Origin of the sequence: Streptomyces sp. V4I23, from assembly GCF_030817975.1 — a bacterium.
Taxonomy (GTDB): domain Bacteria; phylum Actinomycetota; class Actinomycetes; order Streptomycetales; family Streptomycetaceae; genus Streptomyces.
The window spans coordinates 4741890-4753119 of the sequence record NZ_JAUSZW010000004.1; the positions used below are offsets into that span (position 1 = coordinate 4741890).

General features: G+C 70.3%; 12 protein-coding genes and 1 riboswitch. Of the genes, 11 read left to right on the forward strand and 1 reads right to left on the reverse strand.

Translation table 11 applies throughout. The features are described 5' to 3' along the window. The first annotated feature begins 64 nt into the window (after positions 1–64). The 11 genes from QFZ82_RS23885 (at position 65) to QFZ82_RS23935 (ending at position 10381) form a co-directional block, all read left to right on the forward strand. Positions 65–1039 carry a glycosyltransferase family 2 protein gene (locus tag QFZ82_RS23885; RefSeq protein ID WP_307715100.1) on the forward strand — a complete coding sequence of 325 codons (975 nt, stop codon included), beginning with the start codon at positions 65–67 and terminating at the stop codon, positions 1037–1039. Next, a complete protein-coding gene (locus tag QFZ82_RS23890; RefSeq protein WP_307715101.1) occupies positions 1036–1449 on the forward strand; it encodes a GtrA family protein in 414 nt (137 codons plus the stop codon). Before QFZ82_RS23885 ends, QFZ82_RS23890 begins: the two co-directional genes overlap by 4 nt. Before the next feature lie 186 nt (positions 1450–1635). Continuing rightward, positions 1636–2283, forward strand: a complete 648-nt coding sequence (locus QFZ82_RS23895) for a SurA N-terminal domain-containing protein (protein WP_307715102.1) — start codon at positions 1636–1638, stop codon at positions 2281–2283. A 19-nt stretch (positions 2284–2302) separates the two neighbouring features. Continuing rightward, positions 2303–3289 carry a nucleoside triphosphate pyrophosphohydrolase gene (locus tag QFZ82_RS23900; RefSeq protein WP_307715103.1) on the forward strand — a complete coding sequence of 329 codons (987 nt, stop codon included), beginning with the start codon at positions 2303–2305 and terminating at the stop codon, positions 3287–3289. After that, complete coding sequence (locus QFZ82_RS23905; protein ID WP_307715104.1) at positions 3286–4530, forward strand: cytochrome P450; 1245 nt, start codon at positions 3286–3288, stop codon at positions 4528–4530. Before QFZ82_RS23900 ends, QFZ82_RS23905 begins: the two co-directional genes overlap by 4 nt. Positions 4531–4671: 141 nt before the next feature. Continuing rightward, a complete protein-coding gene (locus tag QFZ82_RS23910) occupies positions 4672–5628 on the forward strand; it encodes a transglycosylase family protein (protein WP_307715105.1) in 957 nt (318 codons plus the stop codon). A gap of 270 nt (positions 5629–5898) precedes the next feature. Beyond that, positions 5899–6072: riboswitch (cyclic di-AMP (ydaO/yuaA leader) on the forward strand. Positions 6073–6075: 3 nt separating this feature from the next. Beyond that, entirely contained in the window at positions 6076–6747 is a 672-nt protein-coding gene (locus QFZ82_RS23915) for a transglycosylase family protein (RefSeq protein WP_307715106.1), read from the forward strand. Positions 6748–7023: 276 nt separating this feature from the next. Beyond that, positions 7024–8310, forward strand: coding sequence for a phosphopyruvate hydratase (eno, locus tag QFZ82_RS23920; protein ID WP_307715107.1), 1287 nt, complete (start codon positions 7024–7026; stop codon positions 8308–8310). Between the two features lie 93 nt (positions 8311–8403). Then, entirely contained in the window at positions 8404–8877 is a 474-nt protein-coding gene (locus QFZ82_RS23925; protein ID WP_177152366.1) for a septum formation initiator family protein, read from the forward strand. Positions 8878–8909: 32 nt separating this feature from the next. Then, positions 8910–9446: a DUF501 domain-containing protein gene (locus QFZ82_RS23930; RefSeq protein WP_307715108.1), complete on the forward strand. Its 537-nt coding sequence runs from the start codon at positions 8910–8912 to the stop codon at positions 9444–9446. Next, complete coding sequence (locus tag QFZ82_RS23935; protein WP_307715109.1) at positions 9443–10381, forward strand: Ppx/GppA phosphatase family protein; 939 nt, start codon at positions 9443–9445, stop codon at positions 10379–10381. Before QFZ82_RS23930 ends, QFZ82_RS23935 begins: the two co-directional genes overlap by 4 nt. A 6-nt stretch (positions 10382–10387) precedes the next feature. Here QFZ82_RS23935 and QFZ82_RS23940 read toward each other — a convergent pair whose 3' ends face one another. Continuing rightward, entirely contained in the window at positions 10388–11182 is a 795-nt protein-coding gene (locus QFZ82_RS23940; protein WP_307715110.1) for a VOC family protein, read from the reverse strand. Between the last annotated feature and the right edge of the window lie 48 nt (positions 11183–11230).

The following is an 11230-nucleotide window of genomic DNA, read 5'->3' on the forward strand; positions in this document are numbered from 1 at the left end:
AATGGTCGCCTGTATGTCACGTGGAACACGGGGTGGCGACATTCGGGCGGGCTGTTGTTCTCCCGTGCTGATCTCGATAGTTGTCCCGTGTTTCAACGAAGAGGAGATCATCGGCCGCTTCCATGACCATGTGACCGCCGAACTTGGCCTGCTCGGGCAGGAATTCGAGCTGGTCTACGTGGACGACGGAAGCCAGGACAGAACGCTCGATCTCCTCCAGGAGATCGCCGAGGCCGACTCCCGTACGCGTTATGTCTCCTTCAGCCGCAACTTCGGCAAGGAGGCGGCGATGCTCGCCGGTCTCCAGCATGCCGAGGGCGACGCGGTCGTCATCATGGACGCCGACCTGCAGCACCCGCCGGAGCTGGTCCGGCGCATGCTGCTGCTGCACGAGGAGGGCTTCGACCAGGTCATCGCCAAGCGCACCCGCAAGGGCGACCGGGTCACCCGCACCGTCACCGCCCGCGCCTACTACTGGCTCATCAACCGGCTGGTCGACGTCGAGCTCGTGGACGGCGTGGGCGATTTCCGGCTGCTGTCGCGGCGGACGGTCGACGCCATTCTGGAGCTGACCGAGTACAACCGGTTCTCCAAGGGGATTTTCGCCTGGGTCGGATTCCGTACGACGACTTTCGAGTACGAGAATGCGGTGCGCGAGCAGGGCCGCTCCAAATGGAGCTTCGGGAAACTGCTCAACTACGGCCTGGACGGACTGCTCTCCTTCAACAACAAACCGCTGCGAGCCGCGATCTATCTGGGAATGCTGCTCCTCGCGGTCGCCATGGCGTACGCGGCGTGGATCGTCGGTGTCGCCCTGGTGAACGGCGTGGACACCCCCGGGTATGTCACCCTACTCGTGGCGGTCATCGCGCTCGCCGGCGTGCAGATGCTGATGCTGGGGGTGGTCGGCGAGTACGTCGGCCGCATCTACTACGAGGTGAAGCGGCGTCCGCACTTCCTGGTGAAGGCGACCAACGCCGGCCTTCCCCGACGGGACGACGAGCGGAACAGGCGCGCGGGGGAACTGGTAGGGAAATGACGGTACGGGGCCAGATCGTCAGGTTCGCCCTGGTGGGAGCGGTGAACACCGGGACGTACTACGGCCTGTACCTGGTGCTGCTGACCTGGCTCCCGTACGTGGCGGCGCATGTCGTCGCCTTCCTGCTGAGCATGGTCGGCTCGTTCTTCCTGACCTCGTACTTCACGTACCGCACGCGGCCGACGTGGCGGAAGTTCCTGCTCTTCCCGCTGACCAACGCGGCGAACTTCGTGGTGACGACGAGCGGGGTGTACCTGCTGGTGGACGTGCTCCACTTCGGCAGCCGGTACGCCCCGCTGATCGCGGCGGCGGCGGCGATCCCCGCCACGTTCGTGGTCTCCCGCACGATCATGCTCCGCCCGGACAGCCGCCGTGAACCCGCTCCGGAGCCGGAGCGGGTCCGTACGTAGGGCCCGGCCTCCCCGCCGCATCCCCACCGCCTGGCGAATCGTTTGGCGAATCAGTGGCCCACGCCACTCCGACTGCCTACCATCGATCATCGCAAGGCCTTGTGCGCCCACCCGTCGCCCGACCACCACCCCTCAACGAGGTGCTGCGCACCACCCTTCATATGCACATCACGCCGGGAGGCCCCTTTGCACCGCCGTCGTCGCACCGCGCTCGTCGTCTCCGCGATCATCGCCGCCGCGCCCCTCCTCGCCGCCTGCGGCAACGAGGCACACCCCGGGGCCGCCGCCGTCGTCGGCGGGCAGCGGATCGAGGTGTCCACCGTCCAGGCCGAGGTCAAGGACGTGCGCGACGCGCAGCAGGCGTCACCGCAGGCCGCCCAGCTGATCAAGGACACCGGGCAGCTCGGGCGGGCCAAGCTCTACGACCTGATCGTGGACAGGATCGTGGAGAAGGCCGCCGCCGACGCCGGGGTCAAGGTCACCCGCAAGGAGATCCAGGACGCGCGGGCCGCGCTCACGGAGCAGTCCGGCGGGCAGGAACAGCTGGCCGCCATGTATCTGCAGCAGCGCGGAGTCGCCCCCGGCCGGCTCGACGAGGTCGTGCGCCGTGACGTCCTCGTGAACAAGCTGGCCACCGCGCTCGGCGTGACGAACGGCCCCGAGGGCCAGGAGCGGATGAACGAGGTGTTCACCGCCGCCGCCAAGTCGCTGAAGATCGACGTGAACCCGCGCTACGGCGCCTGGGACGACACCAAGCTGGAGCTCGGCGCCTACAAGGCGCCCTGGATCACCCAGGTCTCCAAGGACGCGGAGGCCGTCGAGGCCGGTGCCTGAGCCGAGGTAGGTTCGAGGGGTGACCGAACCTGTCGACGCCGGCCGTATCGTCCTGCTGACCGCCAGCCACCGCGTGGCGCCCGGGCTGCTGTCCTGGCCGGCGTGGCAGACGCTGCACGCCGCCGACCAGGTGCTCTGCGCCGACGCCTCCCACCCGCAGCTGCCGTACCTGCGCGAGGCGGGTGTCGCCGTCGAGCAGGCCACGCCGAGCGCCCGGGAGCTCGTCGACGCCTGTGCCGGAGGGCGCACCGTGGTCGTCCTCGCCTCCGGCGAAGGCGACCGGGCGCTGACCGACGGACTGGCAGGCCTCGGCGGTTCCGGCCAGGTCCGGATGCCGGACCTGGAGCTGCTGCCCGGCTCGTACGACCTGCCCGGCGCGCGGCTGCTCGACCTCGTCGAGGTCATGGACCGCATCCGCCGCGCCTGCCCCTGGTCCTCGCAGCAGACGCACAAGGGCCTCGCCAAGTACGGCATCGAGGAGGCGTACGAGCTCGTCGAGGCCATCGAGGACGGCGACCGCGCCGAACTGCGCGAGGAGCTCGGCGACGTACTCCTCCAGGTCGTCTTCCACGCGCGCATCGCGGAGGAGGATGCCGAGGCGCCGTTCTCGATCGACGACGTCGCCGGCACCATCGTCGAGAAGCTGATCCACCGGCATCCGCACGTCTTCGGCGACGAGACCGCCGAGACGCCGGAGGAGGTCAAGGAGCACTGGCTGCGCACCAAGGCGATCGAGAAGCAGCGCGCGTCGGTGACCGACGGCGTCCCGCTCGGCCAGCCCGGCCTCGCGCTCGCGGCCAAGCTCGCCTCCCGGGTGCGGACGGCAGGACTGGACGCGCCGCCGCCGGCCGGCGAGGGCATCGGGTACGAGCTGCTGCACCTCGCCGTACGCGCCGAGGCGGACGGCGTCGACCCGGAGGCGGCCCTGCGCGCGGCGGCCCGCGCCTACCGCGACGCGATCCGCGCGGCGGAGGGGCGCAGCGGCCCGGATACCGTCGGGGTGTGAACGACCCGAACACCGCGCCCGAACTCTTCACCTGGGAGTTCGCCACCGACCCGTACCCCGCCTACGCCTGGCTTCGCGAGCACGCGCCCGTGCACCGCACCGCGCTGCCCTCCGGGGTGGAGGCATGGCTGGTGACCCGGTACGCGGACGCGAAGCAGGCGCTCGCGGACCAGCGGCTGTCCAAGAACCCGGCGCATCACGACGAGCCCGCGCACGCCAAGGGCAAGACGGGTATCCCGGGCGAGCGCAAGGCCGAGCTGATGACGCATCTGCTCAACATCGACCCGCCGGATCACACACGGCTGCGCCGCCTGGTGTCGAAGGCGTTCACACCGCGGCGCGTGGCGGAGTTCGCGCCGCGCGTGCAGGAACTGACGGACCGGTTGATCGACAACTTCGCTGCAAAGGGGAGCGCCGACCTCATCCACGAGTTCGCCTTCCCGCTGCCCATTTACGCCATTTGCGACATGCTGGGCGTTCCCCGCGAGGACCAGGACGACTTCCGCGACTGGGCCGGGATGATGATCCGTCACGGCGGAGGTCCGCGCGGCGGTGTCGCCCGCTCTGTGAAGAAGATGCGGGGATACCTGGCCGAGCTGATCCACCGCAAGCGGAACGACCCGGGGGACGACCTCATCTCGGGGCTCATCAAGGCGTCGGACCACGGCGAGCACCTGACGGAGAACGAGGCCGCCGCGATGGCGTTCATCCTTCTCTTCGCGGGCTTCGAGACGACGGTCAACCTCATCGGCAACGGCGTGTACGCCCTGCTGCGCAATCCCGTGCAGCGCGAGCGGCTGCAGAGCTCGCTCGCGGCCGGCGAGAGCGCCCTGCTGGAGACCGGCGTGGAGGAACTCCTGCGCTACGACGGTCCCGTCGAGCTCGCGACCTGGCGGTTCGCCACCGAGGCGCTGGACATCGGCGGACAGCGGATCGCGGCCGGCGACCCCGTGCTCGTCGTCCTCGCCGCCGCCGACCGCGACCCGGAGCGGTTCACCGAGCCCGACACGCTCGACCTGTCCCGGCGCGACAACCAGCACCTGGGATACGGACACGGCATCCACTACTGCCTCGGCGCCCCGCTCGCCCGGCTCGAAGGACAGACGGCGATCGCGACCCTGCTCAGGAGGATGCCGGACTTGCGACTTGCGGGCGATCCAGCCGATTTGCGGTGGCGTGGGGGACTCATCATGCGCGGATTGCGCACTCTGCCCGTTGAGTTCACCGCCCTCAGGGGCTGACGCAGCGTCAAGTCTGTGACTTTTACGTGATCTGCGCTGCATCGACTTGTGACTCACGTTCGAATGCGGCTACGTTCACCGTCGACTCGGCAGGCATCAGCAGGCCGCACAGTCCCCAGTAGTCACGCGAAAGGCAACCGCATGCGCTCCGGGAACGGACGTCACCGCCGCCCCCGTCAGGCTCCGGCCATCGTCGTCGCGGCAGGGGTGACCGGATCCGCCATCGCGCTCCCCCTGCTCGGCGCGGGCTCCGCCTCCGCCGCCGACGCGGCCACCTGGGACCGCGTCGCCGAATGCGAGAGCAGCGGCATGTGGAGCGCTGACCTCGGCAACGGCTTCTACGGCGGGCTGCAGATGTCGCAGCAGACGTGGGAGGAGTTCGGCGGCACGGCGTACGCGCCGAGCGCCGACCTGGCGAGCCGTTCGCAGCAGATCGCGGTCGCGGAGAAGGTGCTGGACGCACAAGGGCCCGACGCCTGGCAGGTGTGCGCCCCGATCGCGGGGCTGACCAACGACGACGCCGCGACCGGTGTCGACCCCGGGGACCTCCTGCCCCTGCCGGACGAGAGCCCGGAGGCCGGCGCCGACACGAGGTCCGACACGGGTGAGCCGGCCGACTCCGACTCCGGTGACGCGGGCGCCGGCGACCCGGCCGCGGAAGCGCCGGACGGTTCGCGGGAGACCCCCGAGCCGGACGTCTCCACGACGCCCACGCCCGAGGACGGCAACGCGCAGGCGTCCCCGGTCCTGTCCGCCGGCACGGACGGTGCCGAGGCGTCCGACCCCGCGACCGGCGCGGGCAGGCACCGGGGCGAGCCCGCCCCCGACGATGCCGAAACGGGCATCGAGGATAAGGAGCGCGAAAGCGGTCGTCATGCCTCACGAGGTGACGCATCGGCACGTGACGGGGTGACAGAGGGCGCGTCCGACGGTACGTACACCGTCCGGCCGGGCGACACTCTGTGGGCCATCGCCGACGAGCGCGAGGTGCCCGGGGGGTGGGGCGCCCTCTACGAGGCGAACGAGAAGACTGTGGGCGCCGACCCCGATCTCATCCTCCCCGGTCAGAGCCTTGATCTCGGCCTGAACGGCGAGTAGTTCAAGCGGCGATTCGCCGGTATATGTCCGTTCTGTGTAAGTGAGACAAGGGTCTCTTTGCCGCAACTGGCCGATATCGCCCAGCAAATTCGCCCAAGCCATGCCCGACCTGCGCAAACGCCTCCCAAGTGGAGGGAAGTTCGGGCGATTTCTCCCCGATGTTCGACTTTGGACATCGGGGAGCGGTGTGTTTACGGTCGGAACCGCTCGCCACCGCGGGCACCGTCGACCGTCACGCCGAATCCTGCCGTCGGTCGGGGGGAACAGTCGTCGCTCAGTGCGCCGAAGGCAGGAGCGGGGGACCCAAGGTAAGTGCCGGTCCCGGCCGTCGATCACGACGGCCGAGAACGGCTGGGGGTGGAGCCGCGCGCATCGACGCGCGGCCGGGCAACTCTTCCGGCCCGAACCCGACAGCTCACCTCGCAGGCGTCGGTGAGGAGAAGCTCCATGCTGCGTTCCGGCAAGGCCAAGCACCGCCGCTCGTCGAAGACTGTTCGTCTCGCAACGCTCGCCGGCGTCGCCGGTGCCGCCATCGCGGCCCCGATGCTCGGCGCGACCTCGGCGTCCGCCGCCACCGCCTCCGAGTGGGACGCCGTCGCCCAGTGCGAGTCCGGTGGCAACTGGTCCATCAACACCGGCAACGGTTACTACGGCGGCCTGCAGTTCTCCGCCTCCACCTGGGCGGCCTACGGCGGCACCGCGTACGCCCCCTCCGCCGACCAGGCCTCCAAGTCCCAGCAGATCGCGATAGCCGAGAAGGTCCTCGCCGGTCAGGGCAAGGGCGCCTGGCCGAACTGCGGCGTGGGCCTCTCCAGCGCCCCCTACAACGGCGGCTCCGCCGAGCCGGCGTCGCAGCCCGCCGCCGAGCCGGCCGAGAAGCGTGCCGAGGTCCCGACCACCCGCTCCGAGCGTGCCGAGGCCCCCGCGCCGAAGAAGGCCGCGGCCACGTCGTTCAAGAAGGGCGACGGCGAGTACAAGGTCAAGGCCGGGGACACCCTGGGCAAGATCGCGGAGGCCGAGAAGGTCAAGGGCGGCTGGAAGAAGCTCTTCGACCTCAACAAGGACGTCATCGAGAACGCCGACGTCATCTACCCGGGCCAGCAGCTCCACCTGAGCTGACCGCCCGCCGTCCGCGGGCCCGCGGACGGGTTCCGAGCACCCCGGTCCGGCGCTGCTTCCCCCGTAAGCGCCGGGCCGGGGTTTCGGTCGTGAAGGGCCCCGAAGAGCCTTACTTACGGGTAGCTTGCGGGGGTTTTGTCCGGCAAGCCCAGCGTTCATGCCCTTTTTCGTCCCACGGGGCGGGCATCGGCCGGCCTTTGTCCCCGAGACGGTTAGGCTCTTGCCGCAAGGCCAAGCAGACCTCTGCACATTTCTCGCGTCACATCCCAGAAGGAGATGCTCGTGCCGTCCATCGACGTCGTCGTAGCCCGGGAAATCCTGGACTCCCGAGGCAACCCCACGGTCGAGGTCGAGGTTGGCCTCGACGACGGCAGCACGGGTCGTGCTGCTGTTCCGTCCGGCGCCTCCACCGGTGCGTTCGAGGCCATTGAGCTCCGCGACGGTGACCAGAACCGTTACCAGGGCAAGGGTGTCGAGAAGGCCGTCCTCGCCGTCATCGAGCAGATCGGTCCGGAGCTCGTCGGCTACGACGCCACCGAGCAGCGCCTGATCGACCAGGCGATGTTCGACCTGGACGCCACCGACAACAAGGCGTCGCTCGGCGCCAACGCCATCCTCGGTGTCTCCCTCGCCGTCGCGCACGCCGCCTCCGAGGCGTCCGACCTGCCGCTCTTCCGCTACCTGGGCGGCCCGAACGCGCACCTGCTGCCCGTTCCGATGATGAACATCCTGAACGGCGGCTCGCACGCCGACTCCAACGTGGACATCCAGGAGTTCATGATCGCGCCGATCGGTGCGGAGTCCTTCTCCGAGGCCCTGCGCTGGGGCACCGAGGTCTACCACACCCTCAAGAAGGTGCTGAAGACCAAGGGCCTGTCCACCGGCCTCGGCGACGAGGGCGGCTTCGCGCCGAACCTCGACTCCAACCGCGCCGCCCTCGACCTCATCCTCGAGGCCATCAAGGAGGCCGGTTACGCCCCGGGCAAGGACATCGCGCTCGCGCTGGACGTCGCCGCGTCCGAGTTCTACAAGGACGGCGCGTACCTGTTCGAGGGCAAGGCCCGCTCGGCCGCCGAGATGACCGAGTACTACGAGGAGCTCGTCGCCTCCTACCCGCTGGTCTCCATCGAGGACCCGCTGTTCGAGGACGACTGGGCCGGCTGGAAGGTCATCACCGACAAGCTCGGCTCCAAGGTCCAGCTCGTCGGCGACGACCTGTTCGTCACCAACCCGGAGCGTCTGGCCCGCGGCATCGAGGAGGGCACCGCCAACGCCCTGCTCGTCAAGGTCAACCAGATCGGTTCGCTGACCGAGACCCTGGACGCCGTCGAGCTCGCCCAGCGCAACGGCTTCAAGTGCATGATGTCCCACCGCTCCGGCGAGACCGAGGACGTCACCATCGCCGACCTGGCCGTCGCCACCAACTGCGGCCAGATCAAGACCGGCGCCCCGGCCCGCTCCGAGCGCGTCGCCAAGTACAACCAGCTGCTGCGCATCGAGGAGATCCTCGACGACGCCGCGGTGTACGCCGGCCGCAGCGCCTTCCCGCGCTTCAAGGGCTGACCACGGGCTGACACCCCCGCCTCCGTACGTCCCCGGCCCCGGTCCCGTACCGTGTCCGGGGACGTACGCGTGTGAAAGGGGAGGCGAGAGAGCATGGCACGCAGGCCGGAGCCGGACCGGTTCTCCACCGCGACGAGACTGCGGCTGCTCGGCGAGCAGACCGCCGCCCGCGTCTACCGGTCGCAGAGCCGTCGCCAGGCCCGCCGCTCCCGGCTCACCGGCCGGGCCGCGTTCCTCGCACTGGTCGTCTGTTCCCTGGTGGTCGCCCTCGCCTACCCGATGCGCCAGTACGTCTCCCAGCGCGCCGAGATCGCCGAGCAGGAACGCCGGATGGCCGAGGCCCGCGAGCAGGTCGAGGAGCTCCGGGACGAGAAGGCCCGCCTCCAGGACGACATGTACATCCGGCGCCTCGCCCGTGAGCACCTGCACTACGTGCTCCCGGGCGAGACCGGCTACACGGTGATCGACCCCGAGACCGCCGAGGAGCGCCGCGAGGACGAGAGCGCGGCGGACCGGCCCTGGTACTCGAACGTCTGGAACGGCGTGGACAACGCCGACCGCCAGTAGCCCCCAGTAGCGAACACAGCAGCAAGGCAGGCATGGAAACCCCTCCTCCCACCACCGAGCACACCGAGCCGACCGACGCGGACATCGCCGCGTTCGAGCAGCAGCTCGGCCGGCCGCCGCGCGGACTGCGCGCCATCGCGCACCGCTGCCCCTGCGGGCAGCCGGATGTCGTCGAGACCGCACCCCGTCTGCCGGACGGGACGCCCTTCCCCACGCTGTACTACCTGACCTGCCCGCGGGCCGCGTCCGCCATCGGCACGCTGGAGGCCAACGGCGTCATGAAGGAGATGCAGGCACGCCTGGCCACGGATCCCGAGCTGGCCGCCGCCTACCGCGCCGCGCACGAGGACTACATCGCGCGCCGCGACGCGATCGAGGTGCTCCAGGGCTTCCCCAGTGCGGGCGGCATGCCGGACCGGGTGAAGTGCCTGCACGTCCTGGTCGGCCACTCGCTCGCGGCGGGCCCCGGCGTGAACCCGCTGGGGGACGAGGCGATCGCGATGCTGCCCGAGTGGTGGCGCAAGGGCCCGTGCGTGACCGGCCTCGTCACGGAGGAGGACGACAAGTGACCCGCGTCGCCGCCGTCGACTGCGGCACCAACTCCATCCGGCTCCTCGTCGCCGACGTCGACCCGGAGTCGGGCAGCCTGGTCGACCTCGACCGGCGGATGATCATCGTCCGGCTGGGGCAGGGCGTCGACCGCACCGGGCGGCTCGCCCCCGAGGCGCTGGAGCGGACCTTCGCGGCCTGCCGCGAGTACGCCGCCGTCATCAAGGAGCTCGGCGCCGAGACCGTACGCTTCGTCGCCACGTCCGCCTCCCGGGACGCCGAGAACCGCGACGACTTCGTCCGCGGCGTCCTCGACATCCTCGGCGTCGAGCCGGAGGTCATCTCCGGCGACCAGGAGGCCGAGTTCTCCTTCACCGGTGCCACCCGCTCGCTCGCGGGGCGCACCGACCTGGACAAGCCGTACCTGGTCGTCGACATCGGCGGCGGTTCGACCGAGTTCGTGGTCGGCGAGGAGCATGCGCGCGCCGCCCGGTCGGTCGACATCGGCTGCGTGCGGATGACGGAGCGGCACGCGCCGAGCAGCCCCGCGACGCCGGAGCAGATCGCGGCGATCCGCGCCGACATCGAGGCCGCGCTGGACCTCGCGGCGCAGACCGTCCCGATCGACGAGGCCCGCACCCTGGTCGGCCTCGCCGGTTCCGTGACCACAGTGGCCGGGATCGCGCTCGGCCTCGACACGTACGACCCGGCCAGGATCCACCACTCGCGCATCTCCTACGAGAAGGTCGAGGAGGTCACGACGATGCTGCTGAACTCGACGCACGACGAGCGCGCGGCGATCGGTGTGATGCACCCCGGCCGGGTGGACGTCATCCAGGCCGGGGCGCTCGTCCTGCTCACGATCATGCAGCGCATCGGCGCCCGCGAGGTCGTCGTCAGCGAGCACGACATCCTCGACGGCATCGCCTACAAGGCGGCCGAAGGCTGGTTCTGAGGTGTCTCAGGCCGGCGGGGCGGGGGTCAGCACGACGAACTCCGCCCCCGCCGGGTCGTTGCACACCGCCAGCCGGCCGACGCCCTCCGCGTCCTCCGGGCCCATCGAGACCGACCCGCCGTTCTCCCGCACACGGGCGACCGTGGCGTCGCAGTCCGCCGCGCCGAAGACGGGGTGCCAGTACGGCTTCGCGTCACCCGAGTCGAACATGCCGGGCACGGCCATGAGGCCGCCGAACATCCGCTCCGGCGGATGGTCCTTCGGGGTCAGCAACGTGTACGTGCCGCCGCCGCCCGGGAGCTCCATGTCCTGGCCGGTCCAGCCGAAGACCGTGCCGTAGAAGTCCTGCGCCGCCGACGAGTCGTTCGTGTACAGCTCGACCCAGCCCAGGCTGCCCGGGCTGTCCGCGACCTCGATGCCCGGGTAGCTGCCGGGCTGCCAGACGGCGAACCGGGCGCCCTGCGGGTCGGTGAGCTGCGCGAACCGCCCCTCCTCCGAGACCTCGGACGGCGGGGTGCGGACGGAGCCCCCCGCCTGTTCGACGGCCTTGACGGTGGCCTCGATGTCGGGCGTGTGGAAGTAGACCATCCAGGCCGAGCGGGCGCCTTCCTCGGTGAGCGGCCCGATGGCGCCGACCACCTTGCCGTCCAGGCGGAGGGCCTTGTAGTCGCTCGGCTCGGCGCCGAACGGATGGGCCTCCCAGCCGAAGACGGCGTTGTAGAAGGCCGCCGCCGCCGGGACGTCGCGGGCGCCCAGGTCGATCCAGCACGGGGAGCCGGGGACGAAGTCGGTCGTGATCATGGTCGGGTTCTCTCTCTCCGGGGCTGTGTCTCAGGGCTCGTGGCGCAC